The sequence below is a fragment of the Enterobacter quasimori genome (assembly GCF_018597345.1).
In the GTDB taxonomy this organism is placed as follows: domain Bacteria; phylum Pseudomonadota; class Gammaproteobacteria; order Enterobacterales; family Enterobacteriaceae; genus Enterobacter; species Enterobacter mori.
This window is the reverse complement of record NZ_JAHEVU010000001.1, coordinates 1,622,814-1,646,212: the sequence shown is the minus strand read 5'-3', so window position 1 is coordinate 1,646,212 and position 23,399 is coordinate 1,622,814. Positions and strand designations below refer to the sequence as shown.

Sequence of the window (23,399 nt, the reverse complement as noted above, 5' to 3'; positions counted from 1 at the left end):
GTATTTTTCCCGTCACGAACCAGACTTAGAGTGGAAATTCACATAAAGGATAGTGCAATGAAAACGACAATACTGGTTACCTTACTCTCCGGCGTGTTCTTAATGGCTTCTGCGAATGCGGAAGAAAAGACCTTAACGCCCCAACAGCAGCGTATGACAACCTGCAATCAACAGGCGACCTCACAATCTCTGAAGGGCGATGCCCGTAAGACCTACATGAGCGACTGCCTTAAAAACGGTGCCTCGAAACCGAACGAAAAAAGCCTGACGCCGCAGCAGCAAAAAATGCGCGAGTGTAATGCGCAGGCAACAGAGCAGTCCCTGAAAGGGGATGACCGCAGTAAGTTCATGAGCGCCTGTCTGAAGAAAAAAGCGTAGTTCTAACGGGTGAGTTGCCGTCGCGGCTCACCCGAAATTTCATACTTTCCCCGACATCCCCCTCTCTATAATTTGGGAAAATGTTTCAGAATATTCCCAAAAATGATGAATGATGAAATCTATTACAACAAAGCGAGCATTCAGGAAGAGTGGAATAAACATCTTTCTCAGGATGACTCACACCGCTCCGGGATACGATTCTGCCGGCGGATCCGGCTGGCGCGCGTGGTGGGGCTGGCAGCCATGTTTTTCCCGATTGCGGGTGTGCTGGTTACCCATTTTCTCCCGGGCGGCTGGTGGCTATTACTGGTGGGGTGGGCCTTCGTCTGGCCGCATCTCGCCTGGCAACTTGCCTGCCGTTCACCCAAACCGTTTTGCAGTGAAATCGTTAACCTGAAGGTAGATGCAATCATTGCCGGGGTCTGGATTGGCCTGATGGGTCTGAATGCGCTGCCCACGGCGGCGCTGGTTATGATGATCGGCATGAATATGATGGGATCGGGCGGTTTTCGGCTGTTTATTGCCGGTATTATCATTATCCTGTTTTCCGCGTTGGTCACGCTGCAGCTGAACGGCAGCATGATTACGCTTTACTCTGAGCCGCTGGAGTGGTGGCTGACGCTACCGGTTCTGATGCTGTACCCGATGCTGTTTGCCTGGGTCAGTCACCGGACGGCGGTTCGGCTGGCTGAGCATAAGCGGCGGCTTGAGCTAATGAGCACGCGCGACGGGATGACGGGGGTGTTCAATCGCCGCCACTGGGAAACGCTTTTACGCAATGAATATGAGCAATGCCGTCGCAGCCATCAAACGGCGACGATATTGCTCATCGACATCGATCACTTTAAGAGCATTAACGATACATGGGGCCATGACGTCGGCGATGAAGCGATAGTGGCTATCACCCGCCAGCTGCAGTTGACGCTACGCTCGCGTGATTTTATTGGCCGTTTCGGTGGGGATGAATTTGCCGTGATTATGTCCGGCACGCCTGCGGAAAGCGCCATTGCCGCGATGTCCCGCGTACATGAACGTCTGGTGAACATGCCGCTACCCGGAGCACCGTCAGAGAGGATCCGTATTAGCGTCGGGGTTGCCCCCTGGGGACCGCAATTCGGCCACTACCGCGAATGGTTAAAAGCAGCAGATGTTGCCCTCTATAAAGCTAAAAATGCCGGACGAAGCCGCACCGAAGTGGCAGCCTGACGCCCGGCTCTGTTTATCAGGATTTACTCAGCTTCTCTGATTTTTCCATGCATTTTGCCATCGCCTCGATGACGGCAGCACGGAATCCGCGCTCTTCCAGCACGCGCACGGCTTCAATCGTTGTGCCGCCCGGAGAGCAGACCATATCCTTCAGTTCACCCGGGTGTTTACCCGTCTCCAGCACCATTTTGGCAGAGCCCATGACGGCCTGCGCGGCAAATTTATACGCCTGCGCGCGCGGCATACCGCCCAGCACCGCGGCATCCGCCATCGCTTCAATAAACATAAAGACATACGCGGGGGCTGAACCGCTTACGCCGACCACCGGATGGATCATTGATTCAGAAATGACTTCGGCCTCACCGAAGCAGCGGAAAATATTCAGGACATCCGCCACGTCTTCGGCGGTGACCAGCGCGTTAGGGGTGATAGATGTCATCCCGGCGTTGACCAGAGAAGGGGTATTCGGCATCGCGCGGACGATTTTACGGTCGTGACCGAGTGCGCGAGCCAGCTGGTCGAGCGTCACACCGGCGGCTATGGACACCACCAGCGTCTCTTTATTCAGGCTGGAGGTGATATCGCTCAGCACTTTGATCATGATGTTCGGCTTCACGGCACCAAAGACGATATCCGCGACCTGGGCGACGTCCTGTGCGCTTTCGGCGGCGTTGATACCGTACTCATCACGCAACGCCGCGACTTTATCCGGTGATGGGGTGTAGACCCAAATCTGTCCCGGCAGTACCTGCCCGCTGGCGATCAGGCCACCCAGGATGGCTTTGCCCATGTTACCGCAGCCGATAAACCCGATTTTCTTGTCCATCACGTCTCTCCGTTATTATGCGTTGTTATCTCTGATTGATAGGCTTATAGCTTAACAACGAAAAGCAGGCGACAATAGCCGTCAATGCGATACAAGGGTGACAATATGGCAATTTGGGTTGATGCGGATGCCTGTCCGAATGTGATTAAAGAGATTTTGTTCCGCGCCGCCGAGCGCGTGCAGATGCCATTAACGCTGGTGGCGAACCAGAATATCCGCGTGCCGCCTTCCCGGTTCATCCGCTCTTTGCGCGTACCGGCCGGGTTCGACGTGGCGGATAATGAGATTGTGCGCCTGTGCAGCGCCGAGGATTTGGTGATCACGGCGGATATTCCCCTGGCCGCAGAGGTGCTGGAGAAAGGGGCGGCAGCGCTGAACCCGCGCGGTGAACGTTATTCGCCGTCGACCATTCGCGAAAAGCTCACCCTGCGCGATTTTATGGACACCATGCGCGCCAGCGGCGTGCAGACCGGCGGGCCGGATAGCCTGTCCCAGCGTGACCGCCAGCAGTTTGCTGCCGAGCTGGATAAATGGCTGCTGGAAGTGAAGCGCCGCACGGCGTAATGATAACCATTGTCAAAATGTGGTACAGTGTGGCCTCCACAGGGTTGTCATCCCGTACCGCTTTGCAGTAAAGTAAACGCAACATCTTCTGCAATCATTTCTTTACAGTTTTCAGCCTTCCGGCATCAAGGGGAAACACCTGGTTATGAACCCACCCATCTTTTTAGTTGGCCCTCGCGGCTGTGGGAAAACCACCGTTGGCCTGGAACTGGCGCGCGTGTGCCAGAGTCAATTTGTTGATACCGATCGCTGGCTTCAGGAACATGCGGCTCAAAGCATCGCAGAGATTGTCGAAAAAGAGGGCTGGGAGAGCTTTCGCGCGCGTGAAACCGCCGCGCTGGAAGCAGTAACGTCGCCTGCGACTATCATTGCAACGGGAGGGGGCATCATTCTGGCGGAGTACAACCGGCAGTTTATGCGCGAAAAAGGGATTGTGATTTATCTCTGCGCAGCGGTCTCTACCCTGGTTGGACGTCTTGAAGCGTTTCCGGAAGAGGGGCAGCGCCCTGCGCTGACCGCGAAGCCGCTCAGGGAAGAGGTGAGCGAGGTGCTGGCGGAACGCGATGCGCTATACCGCGAGGCGGCACACCACGTTGTGGATGCCTCTGCTTCACCTGAAGAGGTTGTTATTCAGATTATTACCGCCCTTCGTTTGGCCTGCGCCAGCTAACTGCCGTCTATACTCATAGCTCAGACATAAAAAAAGGATGAGCTATGCCAACCAGACCTCCCTATCCGCGTGAAGCACGCATTGTCACCGTCGAAAAAGGTCATGCCGACCACACCGTGACCTGGTATCAGCTGCGTGCCGATCACCCCAAACCCGATTCGCTGATCAGCGAACATGAAACCGAACAAGAAGCGCTGGATGCGAAACGGCGCTACGAAGATCCCGATAAGTCCTGATTAAATTCCTAAACCACGCAAAACCGTGCCTGAATCACACTTTTAACGCATCGTGAATGTTAAGCACGGGTTAATATTTAGTTATTACAGGGTGATTCAACATGGGCCTGGGATCTTTACATTTCGGTGCAGAGATCCCCTGCTACGCTTGGTGCTGTTTTGTTGAAAAAACGAACGGTGCAGCGTAGTGAGCCTGTACCTGTGTAACGGTTGTGGTAGTAATGGAAGGCGATCAAAATGAAGGCGACCTTGGCGATCCTCACTATTGGTGTGGTCCCTGTAAGCGAAGTATTACCGCTCTTAACCGAGCATGTCTCTGAACAACAGATCGCTCATCTTAGCCTGTTGGGTAAGATGAGTCGTGAAGAGGTCATGGAAGACTACGCGGTGGATGAAGGGGAGGATCCCCTGGCGACGTTATTAAGTGACGGTAAACTGGCGCATGTGTCACGCCAGAAAATCGAGCGCGCGCTTCAGGGGGTTATTGAAGTGCTCGATAATCAGGGTTATGACGTCATTTTATTAATGAGCACCGCTCCGATAACAGGACTGGTTGCGCGTAATGCGATTTTGCTGGAACCGATGAGAATTATTCCGCCGCTGGTGGCCTCGATTGTCGACGGTCATCAGGTGGGAGTCATTGTTCCCATCGAGGAACTCATGGACAACCAGGAGGCAAAATGGCACGTGCTGGAAAAAGTCCCGCTCTATGCGCTGGCTAATCCGTTCTGGGACAGTGAAGAAGCGCTCATTGCCGCAGGGCGAGAGCTTATGGAGAGAGGCGCGGATGTGTTGATTCTGGACTGTCTCGGCTTTCATCAGCACCATCGCGATTTGCTGCAAAGAGCACTCGATATACCGGTGCTGTTGTCTAATGTTCTGATGGCGCGTCTGGCGTCTGAATTACTGGTGTAATGATTTTGCGTGACAGGCCATGAGCATGGCCCCTATAGTGGATTTTTATCTATAAATATAAGGGCCAGTTCATGCTTCAAAGTAACGAATACTTTTCCGGTAAAGTGAAATCCATTGGTTTTACCAGCAGCAGCACTGGCCGCGCCAGTGTCGGCGTTATGGCGGAAGGGGAATACACCTTTGGCACTGCGGAAGCAGAAGAGATGACGGTTGTTAGCGGCGCGCTGAACGTCTTACTGCCGGGTGAAACGGAATGGAAAGTTTACGCTGCCGGGCAAGTGTTCAACGTCCCTGCCCACAGTGAATTCCATCTGCAGGTTGCTGAACCTACCTCTTATCTGTGCCGCTACCTGAAATAAAAAATAAGCCGGGTGGCGCTCACGCTTACCCGGCCTGCGTTTTGCCTGTTATCTCTGCGCTTCGCCGCCGAGACCTTCCACCAGATTCTGGATCAGCGCGGCCAGCTCGCCGGTCATCAGGATAAAGTCCGCGTCAAAACGCTGGGCGTAATCTTCCCGGTCGATATCTTCGTTCTGATCGCGCAGCTCGTCGCAGAACTTCAGACGCTTCACCGAGCCGTCGTCGCACATTACGAACTGAATACGCTGCTGCCAGTCGAGCGCCAGTTTAGTGACGACTTTCCCTGCCTCGATGTGTACGGCGATCTCGTCGCTCACCAGATCCTGCTTTTTCGCGCGGATCACGCCGCCATCTTCCAGCAGGGCTTTCAGCTCCGCTTCATCCAGGATCTGGAAACCTTGCGCGGCAGTCCCGCTGCGTACCCACTCGGTCAGGGTCAGCTCAATCGGCGTTTCCAGCGCCAGCGGAACGACCGGTAAAGAGCCGATGCTTTTGCGCAGCAGGGCCAGCGTGTCTTCTGCTTTCTTGGCGCTGGCGCAGTCCACCATGATCAGCCCGTTTACGGTGTCGATCCACATCATGGTCTGGCTGAAGCGGCTGAACGCGCGCGGCAGCAGGGAGTGCAGCACTTCGTCTTTCAGCGAATCTTTTTCGGTCTTTTTCAGCTTGCGGCCCTGTTCGGCTTCCAGCTTGAATATTTTCGCTTCGAGCGCCTGCTTGACGACCGGCGTAGGGAGGATTTTTTCCTCTTTACGCGCACAAACGATGATTTGACCGGTGCTGCTGGCGTGGGTCAGGGCATCGCTTTGTGAACCCATTGGCGGAACCCAACCGGTTTTTGCCATATCCTGGCTACCGCAAGGGGAAAAGGTGTAAGCGGCTAACTGTTTTTCCATCTCTTCTGCACGCAGCGAAACGTCGCGGCTGAGACGGTAAACCATCAAATTTTTGAACCACAGCATGATAATTTCCACGGCCTTGTCGTTAAATCAGCGGGCATGATAACGAATTGTCGCATCGCTTGCATTGCTAATCGGGTAGGCGGCTTCTACTCTGTTGATAATCAAAATAATGAGGAGTCTCTTGTGCGTATTGGGATCGATTTGGGCGGCACCAAAACTGAAGTGATTGCGTTGAGCGAGCAGGGGGAGCAGCTGTTTCGCCACCGCTTGCCTACCCCGCGTGATGATTATCACCAGACTATCGAGACGATTGCCCGGCTGGTCGAGATGGCCGAGCAGGCAACAGGGCAGACGGGCAGCGTTGGTATGGGGATCCCCGGGTCGATCTCGCCGTACACCGGCGTGGTGAAAAATGCCAACTCTACGTGGCTCAACGGCCAGCCGTTTGATAAAGATTTGAGTGCGCGTCTTAAACGCGATGTGCGTCTGGCTAACGATGCCAACTGTCTGGCGGTATCGGAAGCTATCGACGGTGCAGCTGCAGGCGCCCAGACCGTTTTTGCGGTGATTATCGGTACGGGCTGCGGCGCAGGTGTGGCCTTCGGCGGTCGCGCCCACATTGGTGGCAACGGCACGGCGGGCGAGTGGGGGCATAATCCATTACCGTGGATGGACGAAGACGAACTTAAATATCGCGCGGAAGTGCCGTGCTACTGCGGAAAGCAGGGCTGTATCGAGACTTTTATTTCCGGTACAGGGTTTGCTACGGACTACCATCGCCTGAGCGGGCAGCCGCTGAAGGGGAATGAGATTATGCGTCTGGTTGAAGAGCAGGATCCGGTGGCGGAGCTGGCCCTGAGCCGCTACGAAATGCGGCTGGCGAAATCGCTGGCCCACGTGGTGAATATTCTCGATCCTGATGTGATAGTGCTGGGTGGCGGCATGAGCAACGTCGATCGGCTTTACGCCACGGTGCCGAACCTGATGAAGCAGTGGGTCTTCGGCGGTGAATGCGAAACCCCGATCCGCAAAGCGGTGCACGGGGATTCCAGCGGCGTGCGCGGCGCGGCGTGGTTATGGCCCGAATAAACGCAAAACGGCAACTTGCGTTGCCGTTTTTAATGTTTGTACCCTCTCCCTGTGGGAGGGGGTCAGGGTGAGGGCACCAGACCGCACCGCCCCCATTTATTCCACCGCAAACACCTTATCCAGCCTGCTATACCCCAGGCCGTTGATCTTCTTCACCTTGATCTGCACCGGAATGCGCTCTTTCATCGCCTCAACGTGGCTGATCACGCCGATGGTTTTGCCGGTGGCGTTCAGCGCGTCGAGCGCATCCAGCGCGGTATCCAGCGTTTCGCTGTCCAGCGTGCCGAATCCTTCGTCGAGGAACAGGGAATCGATCCGCGTCTTGTGACTCACTAAATCCGACAGCGCCAGGGCCAGCGCCAGGCTCACCAGGAAGCTTTCGCCGCCCGAGAGCGTACGGGTATCGCGCACCGCATCCGCCTGCCAGGTATCGACCACTTCCAGCTCCAGCGCGTCGCTGGCCTTACGCTGCAGCAGATAACGCCCGTGCAGACGGTTAAGCTGCTGATTAGCGAGCCAGACCAGATTATCCAGCGTCAGCCCCTGAGCGAATTTACGGAATCGGTCGCCGGTGCTGGAGCCAATCAGGGAATTCAGGTAGCCCCAGTCGTCCGCCAGGCGCGCGGCCTCTTCTATTTGCTGCATCAGCGCCTGCTGGTGCTGACGGTTATCGCTGTCCTGCTTGAGCTGCTGGCGGATCTCACCCTGATGCGTGGTGTTCTCACGAAGTTGATGTGCCAGTTGCTGCAATTGCGTTTGTAATGTTTGAACATCGGCGTCCAGCCCTTCCGGGCGCAGCGCCTGATGGTCCTCTCGCTGCCGGGTCGCCTGCGCGAAGAGCACTGTCGCCTGCTGCACCTGGTTTTCCAGCGTCTGCTTCTGCTGCTCAAGGCGTCGAACGGTGTCGGCATCCAGCAGCGCAGAAAGGAACGCGTCTTGATCCTCAAAACAACTTGCCGCCAGCGCCGTGTTGAATTGCGCCTGTGACTGCTGCAAACGTTCGTTCTCCAGCGCCTCCTGCTGCTGGTGCGCGGTAAGCTGACTTTGCAGCGACACGCATTCGTCGTGTATTTCGCGCCAGTTCGCGGGGATCGCCGTTTCGGCTTCAGTGGCCTCCGTTGCCGGAAGGGTGTCGAGCAGCGGCGTCAGGGCGTTAATACGTTCCAGCGTTGCGCCATGCTGGGTCTGTTTCTCCTGCCACTGCGCGTATTCGCTTTCACGTGAGGCGAGCCAGACGGATTCAGTGCCTGCATCCGGAATTCCCAGCGACAGCGTACGCAGGGATGTTTCCACTGCCTGGCGCGTCGCCGCCAGCTGCTGCTGGTACTGACGCTCCTGTTCTTCCTGCTCGCTAAGCTGGGTTTGTAGGGTCAAACTCTGGCTGAGCTGATAAAGCTGCTGCTCGTAGTGCTCCTGCTCGCTCATCCAGGGGGCAATATCCTCCTGAATATTCAGCGTAATCTTCAGAGAGGCGCACACCTCCAGCCACTCTTTAGTTAGCGCTTGCTCTTCCTGAGAGAGCGCCTGCGCTTCGTCTGTCTCACGTTGGATCTGCTGTGACAGAGCGTTAACCTGGCCGAGAACTAACAAACCTTCATCTTTAAGTGCGGCAACCTCTTTTGCTAACTGGTCGCGGCGGCGTTGATTTTCACTGAGCTCCAGCGCCTGGTATGCCGTCACGGCGGGATGGGTAGGGGAGCCGCACAGCGGGCAAGGTAGCCCGGCCTGGAGTTGAGCACGCTCCGCCTCAAGGCTTTTGATTTTCTCTTCCTGCCTGCAGAGTGTTTCAACGTCCAGATAATGCTGGTTTTTTTCTTTATACTGCTGGCGGCGCTGTGCCAGCGTTTCGTTAAGCGCGATCAGCCCGGTCTGTGCTTTTTGTACGCTTTCGGCATTCTGGCGCTGACGTTTTTGCAGCGGTTGATAGCGGGCATGGAGGGAGGTCAGGCGCTGGCGCGTCGAGCGGGTTTGCGCCTGTTGCTCCATCGCCGATGCGACCTCGTCAGCCGTTAGCGTGAGGGAATTTTCTGGCAGACCGGTCAGCTTATGGCGTAATTCAGCGATGCGCGCAGCAAGCGTAGTCAGCTGATTTTTATCGCGATTAAGCTGAAAGAAGTGGGCCCGCCAGCCTGCAATCTCCTGGCCCCACAGGCGGTACCGATCGTGGTCTGTCAGCCACTGTGCCAGTGTCGCCAGTTCTGTCTGTAGCTGCGTATGAGTATGTAAAGCGCCGTTGCGGATCCGCGAGCGCAAGGCGGTTTTTTCCAGTAAGCGAGTATTTACTTCAACAATACGCTGCTTCGTTTGCGCCAGGCGTGATGCCTGTTCTTGCTGATGTTCCCACAGCGGGCGGAGCTGGGACGCGGGTTGCGCGAGCTGGAGTTTTGCCAGGTCGGGGGCTGCATCAGTCAGCGCCTGTTGCGTCTGCTGCTGTAAGGTCGCGGCGCGCTGCTGTTCGCGGATAAGCTCTTCGCTGCGCGTAAGCCACTGAAATGCTTTCTGATGGTTCTGCTGCTGCGCCAGCAGGGTTTTCTCTTCGTCAGTAAGTGCCTGCAAACTTTGCTGCAACTGCTGCTGCTGTTCTTCACTCAACAGGACAACGCCCGCCGCTTGCGCTTCGCACATCTCAAGCGCATTGCGCGCGGCTTTGTGTTTTTCAAACACCATGGCGGAAATCTGGCCGTAGATCTCGGTGCCGGTAAGTTCCTCGAGTAGCTCCGCGCGATCGCTCGGTTTGGCATTCAGGAAGGCGGCAAACTGTCCCTGAGAGAGCAGCATCGAGCGGGTAAAACGGCCGTAGTCCAGCCCGGTAAGTGCTGCCGTTTGTTCCAGTTTATCCGTCACTTTGTCGGCGAGGATTTTTCCGTCCTCACAGCGAGCCAGCTCCACGCGCGGGGCCTGCAGGTTCCCGTCAGGCTGATTGCGCGCGCGGTTCTGGCTCCAGAACGCGCGATAGGCGATGCCTTTTACCTCAAACTCCACTTCCGCCAGGCACTCGGCGGTGTCGCGCGTCATCAGGTCGTTTTGCGCCTGAGAGACCTTTTGCAGCCGCGGCGTTTCGTGGTAAAGCGCCAGGCAGATGGCGTCGAGCAGGGTGGTTTTCCCGGCACCGGTCGCGCCGGTGATGGCAAACAGACCGTTGCTGGCAAACGGCTCAGCGGTAAAGTCGATTTTCCACTCGCCCTTGAGAGAGTTTAGGTTTTTCAGACGCAGGCTGAGAATTTTCATGCGTTTTCTTCCTCATCATTGAGCGCATGCAGGGTATGCGTGAACAGCTCGTTGAGCCTTACTCGCTTCGCGTCGTCAATCTCTTCCTGAGACAACCGGCGCTCAAACACCTCTTCCACCCGCAGTTCACTGAGCGTTTCACGCTGTGCACCTGACAGAATTTTCTCGCGCTGCTCCCGGCTGCGGCGCACCAGCAAGACCTCTACCGGCAAATCTTCGGTCAGCGCCTGGATTTTTCGCTGCATATCGTGCAGATAGTCATCGGTGGTGATTTCGATATCCAGCCAGACGGGCGGAGTCTGCTCGACGCCACGCCACTGCTCAAGCCGTTCAGTGATGGCCGCCAGATCGCCTTTTAGCACCGCCAGCGGCTGGGTAACGGGCACGTCCAGCGTCTCGACAGCGCTGAGTTTACCGTCGGTAAAACTGACCAGATGCACGGATTTGGCTTTGCCTGTTTCATCGAAGCTGAGTGAAATGGGCGAGCCGCAGTAGCGGATATGCTCGCAGCCGCCGACGATCTGCGCGCGGTGAATGTGCCCGAGCGCGATGTAGTCGGCTGGCGGGAAGTTCTGCGCCGGGAAGGCATCCAGCGTGCCGATATAGATGTCACGTACGGCGTCACTTTTACTGGCACCAACGGTGGTGAGATGCCCGGTCGCAATCACCGGGATTGCCGTTTCGCCGCGCAGGGCGCAGGCATCGGTATGCTGCTGGTGATAATAATCGGTGATAGCCTGTAATAAATGTTGTTGCTTTTCGCCGCCGGAAAGTCCCGCCTGGCTTTGCACGATATCGCGCGGACGCAAAAACGGGATGGGGCACAGCACCGCGCCCGGCGTGCCGTCACGTTTTTTCAGGATCTGCGGGGCGTGCCCGGCGCTGGCCACCACGGTGGTATTGAGAAACGCCAGAATATCGCGGGACTCATTCAGCGTGGCCACAGAATCGTGGTTTCCGGCGACAATCACCAGATGACAGCCGGTCCGCTGCAGGTTTACCACGAAACGGTTATAGAGCTCACGCGCATAGCTTGGAGGAGATCCGGTATCGAAGATATCACCCGCGACAATAATCGCATCGACGTCATGCGATCGTGCCGTCTCCAGCAGCCAGTTCAGGAAGGCTTCGTGCTCCGCCGCCCGGCTTTTGCTGTAAAAGTTTTGACCCAGATGCCAGTCTGAAGTGTGAAGTATGCGCATAGCTGATCCGTGGCGAAAAGAGTTGATGGCGATTATAAACGCTCAGGAAGTGGAAAATAACCGCTGTAATAAAACAACAGTTTGCCATTTATGGTGGTATGGTTTTTCATAAATCTGTCATAAATCTGACGCATAATGACGCCGCATTACAAACTTGTAACTTAAATAAGATAAGACAGGGCAAAGTATGGCGAGACGTATTCTGGTCGTAGAAGATGAAGCTCCAATTCGCGAAATGGTGTGCTTCGTGCTCGAGCAAAACGGCTTCCAGCCGGTTGAAGCGGAAGATTATGACAGCGCGGTGAACCAGCTGAATGAACCCTGGCCCGATCTGATTCTGCTGGACTGGATGTTGCCTGGCGGCTCCGGACTGCAGTTTATCAAACACCTGAAGCGTGAAGCGCTGACCCGCGATATTCCGGTGGTCATGCTGACTGCGCGCGGTGAAGAAGAGGATCGCGTGCGCGGTCTGGAAACCGGCGCGGACGACTACATCACCAAGCCCTTCTCCCCCAAAGAGCTGGTGGCCCGCATTAAAGCCGTAATGCGCCGCATCTCGCCGATGGCGGTAGAAGAGGTGATTGAGATGCAGGGGCTGAGCCTTGACCCCACCTCACACCGCGTGATGACGGGCGAAAATCCCCTCGACATGGGGCCTACCGAATTCAAACTCCTGCACTTCTTTATGACCCACCCGGAACGCGTCTACAGCCGCGAGCAGTTGCTGAATAACGTCTGGGGAACTAACGTGTATGTGGAAGACCGGACGGTTGATGTGCATATTCGCCGCCTGCGTAAAGCGCTGGAGCTGAGCGGTCACGATCGCATGGTGCAGACGGTCCGCGGCACGGGTTATCGTTTTTCGACCCGTTTCTGAACAGTGACAGGAGTGTGACGCGTGCTGGAACGTCTGTCATGGAAAAGGCTCGTCTTTGAACTGATCTTATGCTGTATCCCGGCCTTCATTCTGGGGGCCATCGTAGGGCATCTGCCGTGGTTTTTGCTGGCGGCAGTGACCGGGTTATTAGTCTGGCATTTCTGGAACTTACTTCGCCTCTCCTGGTGGCTGTGGGTGGACAGAAGCATGACCCCTCCGCCGGGAAGCGGCAGCTGGGAGCCGCTGCTGTATGGCCTTCATCAGATGCAGATGCGTAATAAAAAACGTCGTCGCGAGCTGGGAAGCTTAATCAAACGCTTTCGCAGCGGTGCCGAGTCGCTGCCGGATGCCGTCATTCTGACCACTGAAGAAGGCACGATCTTCTGGTGTAACGGCCTGGCGCAACAGCTGCTCGGCCTGCGCTGGCCGGACGATAATGGGCAAAATATCCTTAACCTGCTGCGTTATCCGGAGTTCACGCTGTATCTGAAAAAGCGTGACTTTACGGGGCCGCACAATCTGAGGCTCAACAACGGGCGTCATCTGGAAATTCGCGTGATGCCCTACAGCGATCGGCAGTGGCTGATGGTGGCGCGGGACGTCACCCAGATGCACCAGCTGGAAGGGGCGAGACGCAACTTCTTCGCGAACGTGAGCCACGAATTACGCACCCCGCTGACCGTGCTTCAGGGCTACCTGGAGATGATGCAGGAGCAAACGCTCGAAGGCGCGCCGCGTGAAAAAGCGCTGCATACCATGCGCGAGCAAACGCACCGTATGGAAGGCCTGGTCAAGCAGCTGCTGACGCTCTCGAAGATTGAAGCCGCACCTTCACTGGCGCTGAATGACACCATCGATGTGCCGATGATGCTGCGGGTGGTGGAGCGGGAAGCGCAAACGTTAAGCCATAAAAAACATCACATTAGCTTTGAGGTCGACAGCACCCTGAAGGTGCTCGGCAGTGAAGATGAACTGCGCAGCGCCATCTCCAACCTGGTGTATAACGCGGTGAATCATACGCCGGAAGGGACCCATATCGTGGTGCGCTGGCAGCGTGTTACCGCGGGCGCTGAGTTTAGCGTTGAGGACAACGGGCCGGGGATTGCCCCTGAGCACATACCGCGTCTGACCGAGCGATTCTACCGTGTGGATAAAGCGCGCTCGCGGCAGACCGGGGGAAGCGGCCTGGGGCTGGCAATTGTGAAACACGCGGTGAATCACCATGAAAGCCGCCTCGATATTCAGAGCACGCTGGGTAAAGGTACCCGTTTCAGCTTTGTTATTCCGGAACGATTAATTGCCAAAAAAATCGCCTGACGGCAGACGTGTCATTTTACCTTTCCACGGGCCAGCATTTGCTGGCCCGTTTGCTTTGCAGTCAAGCGAAACGCGTGTGAATATTATACGTTTGATGCTTTTTTGTTCGCATGATTAGCCATGTGTTTTTCTTATAATTAGTGCATTGTGCTGGTCGGTTTTTTCATACTGGCATATTGTTCTGGTTTTACGATCCCTCCTTGCCTTTAAACGTTATAAGCGTTTAAATTGCCCCCCAGATACTGTCAGACCGACTGTATTTGCGTGGTAAATCGAAAAACTATTCTTCTCCACGCCTGGGTGGGAGCATTTCCCGCTGAAATTGAGCAAATTTTCCGCTGTATCGTCCCGTCAGGGATAGCGAAAATCTCAACGTTTTCAACACCACATCCACAGGCAGTAAGGTTTTATGACCCATCACTTAAAATCGCGTGACATCATCGCGCTGGGCTTTATGACATTTGCGCTGTTCGTTGGCGCAGGTAACATCATTTTCCCTCCAATGGTTGGCTTACAGGCGGGTGAACACGTCTGGACGGCCGCGTTTGGTTTCCTGATTACTGCCGTGGGTCTACCGGTCCTCACCGTTGTCGCGCTGGCGAAAGTCGGTGGCGGCGTGGACAGCCTCAGCACCCCGATTGGCAAAGTGGCGGGCGTTCTGCTGGCAACCGTCTGCTATCTGGCCGTTGGCCCGCTGTTTGCGACCCCGCGTACGGCGACCGTGTCCTTCGAAGTGGGTATTGCTCCCCTGACGGGTGACGGCGCGATGCCGCTGTTTATCTACAGCCTGATCTACTTCGCGATCGTGATTCTGGTTTCCCTCTATCCGGGCAAACTGCTGGATACCGTGGGTAACTTCCTGGCGCCGCTGAAAATTGTGGCCCTGATCGTGCTGGCGGTAGCCGCTATCGTCTGGCCTGCAGGCCCGATTAGCGACGCGATGGACGCCTATAAAAACGCCGCGTTCTCTAACGGCTTTGTGAACGGCTATCTGACGATGGATACGCTGGGCGCGATGGTGTTTGGTATCGTTATCGTCAATGCCGCGCGTTCCCGCGGCGTGACCGAAGCGCGCCTGCTGACCCGCTATACCATCTGGGCTGGCCTGATGGCCGGTGTGGGTCTGACGCTGCTGTATCTGGCGCTGTTCCGTCTGGGCTCCGACAGCGCCATGCTGGTCGATCAGAACGCCAACGGTGCGGCTATCCTGCACGCTTACGTTCAGCACACCTTCGGCGGTGCAGGCAGCATGCTGCTGGCGGCACTGATTTTCCTGGCGTGTCTGGTGACGGCGGTTGGCCTGACCTGTGCCTGCGCAGAGTTCTTTGCACAGTATCTGCCGCTCTCTTACCGTACCCTGGTGTTTATCCTCGGCATCTTCTCTATGGCGGTGTCCAACCTCGGCCTGAGCCACCTGATTCAGGTCTCGATTCCGGTGCTGACGGCGATTTACCCGCCGTGCATCGTGCTGGTAGTGCTGAGCTTTACTCGCCCGTGGTGGAACAACTCGTCGCGAATTATTGCGCCAGCCATGTTTATCAGCCTGATTTTTGGTATCCTTGACGGGATTAAAGCATCAGCTTTCGCAGAGATTCTGCCTGCATGGACACAGCGTCTGCCGCTGTCTGAGCAAGGCCTGGCCTGGCTGATGCCTACCGTTGTTGCGCTGGTTCTGGCGATTATCTGGGACCGTGCTGCAGGGCGTCAGGTCGCATCGAACGCCCATTAATCAACGGCAACAAACTGTTTAACCACGGGGCTTTAGGCCCCGTGGTTTTTTGTTTTTTTCGTGTTGAATGGCAAGATTTAAATGGAAAGCACTAACAAACTTAAACGTGGATTGAGCACGCGCCACATCCGCTTTATGGCGCTGGGCTCGGCTATCGGCACCGGTCTTTTTTATGGCTCGGCAGATGCCATCAAAATGGCCGGTCCCAGCGTGCTGCTGGCGTACATCATCGGCGGCGTGGCGGCGTATATCATCATGCGCGCCCTCGGCGAAATGTCGGTTCACAACCCGTCTGCCAGCTCCTTCTCGCGCTACGCGCAGGAAAACCTCGGCCCGCTGGCCGGGTTTATCACCGGCTGGACCTACTGCTTTGAAATCCTGATTGTGGCCATTGCCGACGTGACCGCGTTTGGCATCTATATGGGCGTCTGGTTCCCGGCGGTGCCGCACTGGATATGGGTGCTGAGCGTGGTGCTGATCATCTGCGCCGTCAACCTGATGAGCGTGAAGGTGTTCGGCGAGCTGGAGTTCTGGTTCTCCTTCTTCAAGGTCGCCACCATCATCATCATGATTGTGGCCGGTTTTGGCATCATCATCTGGGGTATCGGTAATGGCGGTCAGCCGACCGGCATCCATAACCTGTGGAGCAACGGCGGCTTCTTCAGCAACGGCTGGCTCGGCATGGTGATGTCGCTCCAGATGGTCATGTTTGCCTACGGCGGCATCGAGATTATCGGTATTACCGCGGGTGAAGCGAAAGACCCGGAGAAGTCTATTCCGCGCGCCATCAACTCGGTGCCGATGCGTATTCTGGTGTTCTATGTGGGCACCCTGTTTGTGATCATGTCCATTTACCCGTGGAACCAGGTGGGCACCAACGGTAGCCCGTTTGTCCTGACCTTCCAGCACATGGGCATCGCCTTTGCTGCCAGCATTCTGAACTTTGTGGTGCTGACCGCGTCGCTTTCCGCGATCAACAGTGACGTCTTCGGCGTGGGCCGTATGCTGCACGGTATGGCGGAGCAGGGCAGCGCGCCGAAGGTGTTCGCCAAAACCTCACGCCGCGGCACGCCGTGGGTGACCGTCGTGGTCATGACCGTGGCGCTGCTGTTTTCGGTTTACCTGAACTACATCATGCCGGAAAACGTCTTCCTGGTGATCGCGTCGCTCGCGACCTTCGCGACGGTGTGGGTGTGGATCATGATCCTGCTGTCGCAGATTGCGTTCCGCCGTCGCCTGTCGCCGGATGAGGCGAAAGCGCTGAAGTTCAAAGTACCGGGCGGGGTGGCAACCACCGTCGTTGGGCTGATCTTCCTGGTGTTTATTATTGGCCTGATTGGCTACCACCCGGATACCCGTATTTCCCTGTACGTGGGCTGCGCGTGGATTGTCCTGCTGTTGGTGGGCTGGGTGTTCAAATGCCGCCGCGACCGTCAGCTGGCGGAAGCACAGTAACATTTGTATTCCCTGTTCCGTGGAAGGGGATTGCCGGGCAATTTTTAACCTGAAGCGATGCTTGTGGTTTCAGGAAAATGAATGGCTTACAGCGATGCCCTGGTCCGGCTGTAAATCGCCGAAGCGTTTCCGTAAGGCCGGGGCGAGGCGCAGGGATGCGCCGAGAGGGCGTGGCCTGCAGGGATGCAGGCTCATGCCCGACCCGATAGCCTGAAGGAATTAGCTGAGGGCACCGCGAAGCGGCGATTTACCGCCGGGAGCCCGGGTCGCCAGGATGGCGGCGACTGAGCCACCCTGGCACGTTCACAGGCCATGGCATTACAGAGTAGCAGGGAACATGAAGTGAACGGAATTACCCCAATAGCCGCATGTTTCCCCCTCACCCCAGCCCTCTCCCTCAAGGGAGAGGGGGCCGTCCGTGCAGGCATAATTACCTCCTCCCCCGTCCTCCTCCCCCAATAAATCACGTCATGGTGAGCTATCCTTAATCACCCTGTGGCAAGGTGACGTCAATTTCATCAAAGGGGATTCGTGATGTTAAACGCCTGGCACCTTCCGGTTGCCCCATTTGTTAAGCAAAACAAAGACAACCTTGTGATTACGCTCTGGCTGGCGGGGGAAAATCAGCCCGATCGCGTGACGCTCCGCGCTGAAATCGATAACGAAGAGACCGGGCTGAAGATGCACAAGCTGCGCAGCCAGCCGCAGCCGGGGATCACCGCCTGGCGGGCAAATATCGACCTGAATAGCGGGCAGCCGCGCCGCCGTTACAGCTTCAAACTGCTGTGGAATAACCGCCAGCTGTGGTTTACCCCACAGGGGTTTAGCCGTTTCCCGCCCGCACGGCTGGAGCAGTTTGCAGTCGATTATCCGGATAACGGCCCGCAGTGGGTTAACGACCAGGTCTTTTACCAGATTTTCCCGGACCGTTTTGCGCGCAGCGAAAAGCGCACCGCGCAGCAGGATAAGGTTTATTACCACCACGCGGCGGGTCACGACGTCATTATGAAAGCGTGGGATGACCCGGTGACGGCTCAGGCGGGCGGATCGACCTTCTACGGCGGCGATCTCGACGGCATCAGCGAAAAGCTACCGTACCTGAAAAAGCTTGGCGTAACGGCGCTATACCTGAACCCGGTGTTTAAAGCCCCAAGCGTGCACAAATACGATACGCAGGATTATCGCCGCGTTGACGAACAGTTTGGCGGTGACGAGGCGCTGCTGCGCCTGCGTAAGAACACCCAAAAAGAAGGTATGCGCCTCATTCTTGACGGCGTGTTCAACCACAGCGGAGATTCCCACGCCTGGTTTGACCGTCATAATCAGTCGATGGGCGGGGCATGTCATAACCCGGATTCGCCGCAGCGCGACTGGTACAGCTTTAACGAGGAGGGCCGTGCGCTGGACTGGCTGGGCTACCCGAGCCTGCCAAAGCTGGATTTCCAGTCGCCAACGCTTGTGAACGAGATTTACGGCGGGGAAGACAGCATCGTGCGCCACTGGCTGAAGGCGCCGTGGAATATGGACGGCTGGCGTCTGGACGTGGTGCATATGCTCGGCGAAGCGGGCGGGGCGCGGAATAACCTTCAGCACGTCGCCGGGATTACGCGCTCGGCAAAAGTGGCCCAGCCGGAGGCGTTCGTCTTTGGCGAGCACTTTGGCGACGCGCGCCAGTGGCTGCAGAACGATGCGGAAGATGCGGCGATGAACTATCGCGGCTTTACCTTCCCGCTGTGGGGATTCCTCGCCAACACCGATATCTCCTACGATCCGAATCATATCGACGCTGAAACCTGCATGGCGTGGATGGAGAACTACCGCGCTGGTCTATCGCATCAGCAGCAGCTGCGGATGTTTAACCAGCTCGATAGCCACGACACCGCGCGTTTTAAATCCCTGCTGGGCAAGGATGTCGCGCGTCTGCCGCTGGCGGTCACTTGGCTCTTCACCTGGCCGGGCGTGCCGTGCATCTACTACGGAGACGAGGTGGGGCTGGACGGCAACAACGATCCGTTCTGCCGCAAAACCTTCCCGTGGGCACCAGAGAAACAGGACAAAGTGCTGTTCAGCCTGTATCAGCGGCTGGCGAAGCTGCGTAAACAGAATCAGGCTCTTCGCTACGGCGGCTGTCAGGTGGTGTACGCGCACGATAACGTGGTGGTGTTTGCTCGCGTCTATAACCAGCAGCGCGTGCTGGTGGCCATCAACCGGGGTGAGGCCTGCGAAGTGGTGCTGGATGATTCACCGCTGCTGAAGGTGGCGACGTGGAAGAATAAAGAGGGCAAGGCGACGATACAGGACGGCGTGCTGGCGCTGCCTGCGGTATCCGCGACGATCTGGTTCGGCAGCTAAGACCTGCTAATGTTTCCACCTTTTAAGATGGCGTAAATGCAACTATTTGTGTCAATCTTAACGGATCGTTTACGGTGAAGGTGGAAACATGGACGAGCTTTACATCCTTGGCTGTTTGTTCCTGGTTTTTGCGCTGGTGGTGGCACCCGTGCTGGCGGTTATAGGCTTTAATCGCAGCACGGCGGCGCGCCAGGAGATCGCCCGGCTGCGCCAGCGCATTGAGGCGCTTGAGCAGCGCGGCGTGCCTGAAAGCGCGACGGAGCCGGTGCAGGCCACCGCGCCGGTGACTGTGACCGAGCCGGTGGTTGTGGACGCTCCCGCGCCTGTCGCCCCCTGGCGGCCCGATACTCTCGCTGCCGTGGCAGAACCCGCTCCGGCCACTGCGCCTGCGGCAAAACAGCCTTCTGCCTTTGGCGGCATCCTGACGTCGCTGGCGCGCTGGTTCATGCAGGGTAATCCGCTGGCGAAGCTTGGGATCCTGCTGCTCTTCCTCGGTCTTTCATTCCTGCTGCGCTATACCATGGAACATTCCCTGTTCCCGCTTGAGCTGCGCCTCGTGGCAACCGCGCTGTTTGCCATTGTCCTGCAGGCTGTTGGATGGCGGCTGCGGCACAGACAGCGCGTCTATGCGCTGATCCTCCAGGGCGGGGCGACCGGCGTGCTCTACCTGACGGTGTTTGGTGCATTCCGGCTCTGGCAAATGCTGCCGATGACGCTGGCCTTTGCGCTTCTGGTGGTGATATGCGCGGCGAGCGTTGGGCTGGCGGTGCTGCAGAAGGCACTGAGCCTCGCCATGCTGGCGAGCCTCGGCGGGTATCTTGCGCCGCTGCTGTTGTCCACCGGAGGCGGCAGCTTTGTCGCGCTGTTCTCTTTCTATCTCCTGCTGTCTATCGGCATTCTCGCTATCAGCATCTGGCAGCACTGGCGCGAGCTGAACCTGCTCGGGCTGCTGTTCACGTTCGGCGTGGGCGGCCTGTGGGGGCTGAATGACTACCAGCCTGAAGACTATTGGGTCTGCCAGCTGTTCCTGATTGCCAATACGCTGATATTCGGCGTCCTGAGCGTGGCGCTGTCGCTGCGGGCGCAGGAGAAAGGGAAGCAAATTATTGACGGCGTGCTGCTGTTTGCCCCGCCGCTGATCGGTTTCGGGATGCAGTACGGCATGACCCGGCACTGGGAATATGGCCCGGCCCTGAGCGCGCTGGGATACGGCGCATTTTATCTTACCCTCGCGTTCCTTGCGCTGCGGCGCTATCCCTCCCTCGGACGACCGCTGGTCATGGCGGCGCTGGCCATCGGCGGCGGGTTCGCGACGCTCGCGATTCCGCTGGCGCTGTCGGCGCGCTGGACGGCGATGGCCTGGGCGCTGGAAGGGCTGGGTATCCTCTGGCTGGGCGTGCAGCAGCACCAGCGTCGCATGAGCTATAGCGGGACGGCGCTGCTGGTGCTGGCGCTCGGCAGCGCGCTGTGGGCACAAACGAACGGCGTTACGCCGCTGAGCCTGCTGCTGATCTTCGCCATCCTCAGCCTTTGCTGGCTGGCGGCTGGCTGGCAGTGGCGGACTCTCTTCCTGCCGGTCAGCTGGGCGCTGCTGGCAGGCGGCCTGCTGTTCTGGCTCGTGGCGCTATTGGGCGCATCGCGGCTGGCGCTGACGAAGGAATTACCGATTCTGGCGGGCGTGCTGGCGCTGACGGCGGCATCGGTCTGGGGCTGGCGGCATGTGGCTGCGCGTTTAGCGTGGCGGGAGTTGGACGCCAGCAAATGGCTGCTGTGGCCGGTTATGCTGCTGATGGTGGGCTATCAGCTCTGGCACCAGCAGATCGTCTCCGCCGGCTGGTCAAATCTGGCCTGGTGCGTTGCGCTTCCTGCCGCGCTGATGCTGCTGCGGCGCGACGGTGAAAGACTCCTGCCGCGCATCGCGATGGGGCTGCATCTGTCGCTGTTCTGGATGATTTTACTGGCGCTGGCCGCCGAGCTTTACTGGTTTGCCCGGTCTCTGCCGTGGGGAATGGCGGCCTGGGGCAGCGGATTAGCGATGGCCGCAGGCGGCGGGGTGATTATGACGCTCTCTGCTGCGGTACGGCGTCGCGTATGGCCGTTCCGGGAGTGGCCTGCGCTCTACGCCTGCCTGGCACCGATCCCCGTGGTCGTGGCGCTGCTGGTATTGCTGGCGGTGACCAATTTCCAGGACGGCGTGGTCTATCGCCAGACCTGGCTGCCGCTGGTGAACCCGCTTGAGGAAGGTGCGGCGTTCGCGTTGCTGGGGCTGGTGGTCTTTTATCGGGCTGTGGATCGCTACTACCCGGCGTGGCTTGCGCAAGCGCACCCGTGGCCTGCCGTCGCGCTCATGGCGTTTGGCTTCTGGTGGCTAAACGGCGCGCTGATGCGCGCCCTGGCCTGGTACGGCGACGTGGCCTGGAATATGGCATCGCTGTGGGATTCGCGGCTTATCCAGACCAGCTTTGCCCTGTTCTGGATGTTGAGCGCGCTGGTGGTCATGATCCATGCCACCCGTCGGGCTTCCCGGCAGGAGTGGCTCTGCGGTGCCGCGCTGCTGGGTGTGGTGATGGTTAAGCTGATGCTGGTGGACAGCGCGGGCGGAGGCGGTCTGTCGCGCGCGGTGGCGTTTATCGGCGTGGCGATACTGGTGCTGATAGTGGGCTATTTCTCGCCCCTACCGCCAAAAACAGGAGATGAAAAATGAAATGGATGAAAGCGGTAGCCTGTACCGCGCTGCTGGCGCTTTCCGGCCCGGCGTTCTGCGACGAGGTACCCGCGGAATCGCCCCGGGACTATGCCTTTGGTCGTTCACTCGACACGTCCGTTCCTTCCCGGTGGTATAGGGTGATGCTGCCGCTCGCCGTCTATGAGCAGAGCACGTCGCCAGATCTGCATGATGTTCGCGTCTTTAACCAGTCGGGCGAGCAGGTTCCCTTTAGCCTGATCGCCGCAACGCGCCCGCAGGACACAGCGCACTCCACGGCGCTGCGTCTCTTTCCGCTGGACGCCTCGCCGCTCGCGGCTGGCTCAGACGCCGGTGACAGCGATAAGATCCTGCTCCGTTCCCGAAACGGCGTTGAGATTGTGCTGGAGGGGCAAAAAGCCGCCGCAGCCGGGCAGCATTACCTGCTGACCCTGCCGGAGCAGGCTACGGGTGAGCTGGCCATATCCCAGCTGCAGCTGCTCTGGAATTCCCCTCAGACGCCCTGGCAGGGAACGGCGTCGGTCTATTACAGCGAGGATCTTAAGCGCTGGTATACCCTGCGCGAGGATATGCCATTGCTTGACGCCGTCAGCGGCCAGGATCGTCTTAAGCTCGATCGGATCGATACCGATACGGTTTTATCTCCCGATGCGAATCGCTATCTCATGGTGGTGCTGAACGCGCAGAGCCAGGGGATAACCCTGACCGGCGTTAACGCAATCAGCGCACCTGCGCAGGCTGCCCCGGAAGCGGTCGACCTTCAGGGGGAAGGGGAAATGTTATCGACAAGCGAAGCGCAGTGGCGCTGGGCGCGCCCGCAGCCGCTGAGTGCTGTCAGCATCTCGCTGAATGGCGATGGCGTCCTTCCCGTGGAGATAGCGTGGCGGAGTACGGAAAAAGACGCATGGCACCCCCTGAAGAAAGAGCTCCTTTACCGTCTGGAGGGAAAAGCGTCGCCACCGGTTTCGCTTCACGGGGGCCTGGTGCAGGCAGTGAAAATCACGACGCTGAACGCGCGTCTGCCAGAATACCTGCCGGGCGTCACGGGGCATCGCGACCGCTACGATCTGGTGTTTAACGCGCAGGGGAAAGCGCCGTACGTGCTCGCCTGGGGTAACGGTGCCGCAAAGCCTGCCAGCGTGGAGCCCGGCATGCTGATCCCAGCCGACCTGCGCAAGAGCTACGATATGGCGAACCTGCCGCAGGCGGATATTCAGGCTGACGTCGCATTAGGCGGCGAGGGGCGTCTGACCGCCACCTCTGCGGCCGAGCGGGAGAGCAGGATGAACACCCTGCTGGTGTGGGGCGTGCTGATTGCGGGCGTGATCCTGCTGGCGGGCATGGCCTGGCGCATCTGGCGTGAGACGCAGCGTAAGGCATAAAAAAAGG

At 57.8% G+C, this 23,399-nt stretch carries 19 protein-coding genes; 15 read left to right on the top strand and 4 right to left on the bottom strand.

Going from position 1 to position 23,399, the window contains the following annotated elements:
* The first annotated feature begins 57 nt into the window (after positions 1 to 57).
* Positions 58 to 378 (top strand): phosphate starvation-inducible protein PsiF, encoded by a 321-nt coding sequence (gene psiF / locus KK102_RS07895; protein ID WP_126543927.1) that lies wholly within the window; start codon positions 58 to 60, stop codon positions 376 to 378.
* 102 nt (positions 379 to 480) lie between these two features.
* Positions 481 to 1,584 (top strand): diguanylate cyclase AdrA, encoded by a 1,104-nt coding sequence (gene adrA, locus KK102_RS07890; RefSeq protein WP_216357322.1) that lies wholly within the window; start codon positions 481 to 483, stop codon positions 1,582 to 1,584.
* Positions 1,585 to 1,600: 16 nt separating this feature from the next.
* On the opposite strand, the gene proC is transcribed toward adrA, so the two are convergent.
* Positions 1,601 to 2,410, bottom strand: coding sequence for a pyrroline-5-carboxylate reductase (gene proC / locus KK102_RS07885; RefSeq protein ID WP_126543929.1), 810 nt, complete (start codon positions 2,408 to 2,410; stop codon positions 1,601 to 1,603).
* Between the two features lie 105 nt (positions 2,411 to 2,515).
* On the opposite strand from proC, the gene KK102_RS07880 reads away from it, so the two are divergent.
* The 5 genes from KK102_RS07880 (at position 2,516) to ppnP (ending at position 5,154) form a co-directional block, all read left to right on the top strand.
* On the top strand, positions 2,516 to 2,974 hold the full coding sequence (locus tag KK102_RS07880; RefSeq protein ID WP_126543930.1) for a YaiI/YqxD family protein: 459 nt from the start codon (positions 2,516 to 2,518) through the stop codon (positions 2,972 to 2,974).
* 145 nt (positions 2,975 to 3,119) lie between these two features.
* A complete protein-coding gene (gene aroL / locus KK102_RS07875; RefSeq protein ID WP_216357321.1) occupies positions 3,120 to 3,644 on the top strand; it encodes a shikimate kinase AroL in 525 nt (174 codons plus the stop codon).
* 44 nt (positions 3,645 to 3,688) lie between these two features.
* Positions 3,689 to 3,880, top strand: coding sequence for a protein YaiA (gene yaiA / locus KK102_RS07870; protein WP_010428011.1), 192 nt, complete (start codon positions 3,689 to 3,691; stop codon positions 3,878 to 3,880).
* A gap of 237 nt (positions 3,881 to 4,117) precedes the next feature.
* Complete coding sequence (locus tag KK102_RS07865) at positions 4,118 to 4,795, top strand: AroM family protein (protein ID WP_126543932.1); 678 nt, start codon at positions 4,118 to 4,120, stop codon at positions 4,793 to 4,795.
* 71 nt (positions 4,796 to 4,866) lie between these two features.
* Positions 4,867 to 5,154, top strand: a complete 288-nt coding sequence (gene ppnP / locus KK102_RS07860) for a pyrimidine/purine nucleoside phosphorylase (RefSeq protein WP_042716688.1) — start codon at positions 4,867 to 4,869, stop codon at positions 5,152 to 5,154.
* A 48-nt stretch (positions 5,155 to 5,202) separates the two neighbouring features.
* On the opposite strand, the gene rdgC is transcribed toward ppnP, so the two are convergent.
* The gene (rdgC, locus tag KK102_RS07855) at positions 5,203 to 6,117 is read right to left on the bottom strand and encodes a recombination-associated protein RdgC (protein WP_013095820.1); all 915 of its coding nucleotides are present in this window, start codon (positions 6,115 to 6,117) and stop codon (positions 5,203 to 5,205) included.
* A 123-nt stretch (positions 6,118 to 6,240) separates the two neighbouring features.
* Between rdgC and mak the strand changes: the two genes are divergently transcribed.
* Entirely contained in the window at positions 6,241 to 7,146 is a 906-nt protein-coding gene (gene mak / locus KK102_RS07850) for a fructokinase (RefSeq protein WP_126543933.1), read from the top strand.
* Between the two features lie 96 nt (positions 7,147 to 7,242).
* On the opposite strand, the gene sbcC is transcribed toward mak, so the two are convergent.
* Positions 7,243 to 10,374, bottom strand: a complete 3,132-nt coding sequence (sbcC, locus tag KK102_RS07845) for an exonuclease subunit SbcC (protein ID WP_216357320.1) — start codon at positions 10,372 to 10,374, stop codon at positions 7,243 to 7,245.
* On the bottom strand, positions 10,371 to 11,576 hold the full coding sequence (gene sbcD / locus KK102_RS07840) for an exonuclease subunit SbcD (RefSeq protein ID WP_126543935.1): 1,206 nt from the start codon (positions 11,574 to 11,576) through the stop codon (positions 10,371 to 10,373). The genes sbcC and sbcD overlap by 4 nt, the downstream gene beginning before the upstream one ends.
* 187 nt (positions 11,577 to 11,763) lie before the next feature.
* Between sbcD and phoB the strand changes: the two genes are divergently transcribed.
* The 7 genes from phoB to KK102_RS07805 all read left to right on the top strand — a co-directional run bounded on the left by phoB (position 11,764) and on the right by KK102_RS07805 (position 23,392).
* The gene (phoB, locus tag KK102_RS07835) at positions 11,764 to 12,453 is read left to right on the top strand and encodes a phosphate response regulator transcription factor PhoB (RefSeq protein ID WP_008503265.1); all 690 of its coding nucleotides are present in this window, start codon (positions 11,764 to 11,766) and stop codon (positions 12,451 to 12,453) included.
* A gap of 21 nt (positions 12,454 to 12,474) precedes the next feature.
* The gene (phoR, locus tag KK102_RS07830; protein WP_010428028.1) at positions 12,475 to 13,770 is read left to right on the top strand and encodes a phosphate regulon sensor histidine kinase PhoR; all 1,296 of its coding nucleotides are present in this window, start codon (positions 12,475 to 12,477) and stop codon (positions 13,768 to 13,770) included.
* 409 nt (positions 13,771 to 14,179) lie between these two features.
* Positions 14,180 to 15,499, top strand: a complete 1,320-nt coding sequence (gene brnQ, locus KK102_RS07825) for a branched-chain amino acid transporter carrier protein BrnQ (RefSeq protein WP_063955298.1) — start codon at positions 14,180 to 14,182, stop codon at positions 15,497 to 15,499.
* An 81-nt stretch (positions 15,500 to 15,580) separates the two neighbouring features.
* Positions 15,581 to 16,954, top strand: coding sequence for a proline-specific permease ProY (gene proY, locus KK102_RS07820; RefSeq protein WP_008503261.1), 1,374 nt, complete (start codon positions 15,581 to 15,583; stop codon positions 16,952 to 16,954).
* Between the two features lie 534 nt (positions 16,955 to 17,488).
* The gene (gene malZ / locus KK102_RS07815) at positions 17,489 to 19,306 is read left to right on the top strand and encodes a maltodextrin glucosidase (RefSeq protein ID WP_216357319.1); all 1,818 of its coding nucleotides are present in this window, start codon (positions 17,489 to 17,491) and stop codon (positions 19,304 to 19,306) included.
* Between the two features lie 88 nt (positions 19,307 to 19,394).
* Positions 19,395 to 22,010: a DUF2339 domain-containing protein gene (locus KK102_RS07810; protein ID WP_216357318.1), complete on the top strand. Its 2,616-nt coding sequence runs from the start codon at positions 19,395 to 19,397 to the stop codon at positions 22,008 to 22,010.
* Complete coding sequence (locus tag KK102_RS07805) at positions 22,007 to 23,392, top strand: DUF3999 domain-containing protein (RefSeq protein WP_216357317.1); 1,386 nt, start codon at positions 22,007 to 22,009, stop codon at positions 23,390 to 23,392. Before KK102_RS07810 ends, KK102_RS07805 begins: the two co-directional genes overlap by 4 nt.
* Positions 23,393 to 23,399: the final 7 nt, after the last annotated feature.

What these genes read in the sequence shown, in the direction of transcription:
- psiF (WP_126543927.1), top strand. Translation starts at nt 58, where the DNA reads ATGAAAACGACAATACTGGTTACCTTACTCTCCGGCGTGTTCTTAATG.
- adrA (WP_216357322.1), top strand. Translation starts at nt 481, where the DNA reads ATGATGAATGATGAAATCTATTACAACAAAGCGAGCATTCAGGAAGAG.
- proC (WP_126543929.1), bottom strand. Translation starts at nt 2,410, where the DNA reads ATGGACAAGAAAATCGGGTTTATCGGCTGCGGTAACATGGGCAAAGCC.
- KK102_RS07880 (WP_126543930.1), top strand. Translation starts at nt 2,516, where the DNA reads ATGGCAATTTGGGTTGATGCGGATGCCTGTCCGAATGTGATTAAAGAG.
- aroL (WP_216357321.1), top strand. Translation starts at nt 3,120, where the DNA reads ATGAACCCACCCATCTTTTTAGTTGGCCCTCGCGGCTGTGGGAAAACC.
- yaiA (WP_010428011.1), top strand. Translation starts at nt 3,689, where the DNA reads ATGCCAACCAGACCTCCCTATCCGCGTGAAGCACGCATTGTCACCGTC.
- KK102_RS07865 (WP_126543932.1), top strand. Translation starts at nt 4,118, where the DNA reads ATGAAGGCGACCTTGGCGATCCTCACTATTGGTGTGGTCCCTGTAAGC.
- ppnP (WP_042716688.1), top strand. Translation starts at nt 4,867, where the DNA reads ATGCTTCAAAGTAACGAATACTTTTCCGGTAAAGTGAAATCCATTGGT.
- rdgC (WP_013095820.1), bottom strand. Translation starts at nt 6,117, where the DNA reads ATGCTGTGGTTCAAAAATTTGATGGTTTACCGTCTCAGCCGCGACGTT.
- sbcC (WP_216357320.1), bottom strand. Translation starts at nt 10,374, where the DNA reads ATGAAAATTCTCAGCCTGCGTCTGAAAAACCTAAACTCTCTCAAGGGC.
- sbcD (WP_126543935.1), bottom strand. Translation starts at nt 11,576, where the DNA reads ATGCGCATACTTCACACTTCAGACTGGCATCTGGGTCAAAACTTTTAC.
- phoB (WP_008503265.1), top strand. Translation starts at nt 11,764, where the DNA reads ATGGCGAGACGTATTCTGGTCGTAGAAGATGAAGCTCCAATTCGCGAA.
- brnQ (WP_063955298.1), top strand. Translation starts at nt 14,180, where the DNA reads ATGACCCATCACTTAAAATCGCGTGACATCATCGCGCTGGGCTTTATG.
- proY (WP_008503261.1), top strand. Translation starts at nt 15,581, where the DNA reads ATGGAAAGCACTAACAAACTTAAACGTGGATTGAGCACGCGCCACATC.
- malZ (WP_216357319.1), top strand. Translation starts at nt 17,489, where the DNA reads ATGTTAAACGCCTGGCACCTTCCGGTTGCCCCATTTGTTAAGCAAAAC.
- KK102_RS07810 (WP_216357318.1), top strand. Translation starts at nt 19,395, where the DNA reads ATGGACGAGCTTTACATCCTTGGCTGTTTGTTCCTGGTTTTTGCGCTG.
- KK102_RS07805 (WP_216357317.1), top strand. Translation starts at nt 22,007, where the DNA reads ATGAAATGGATGAAAGCGGTAGCCTGTACCGCGCTGCTGGCGCTTTCC.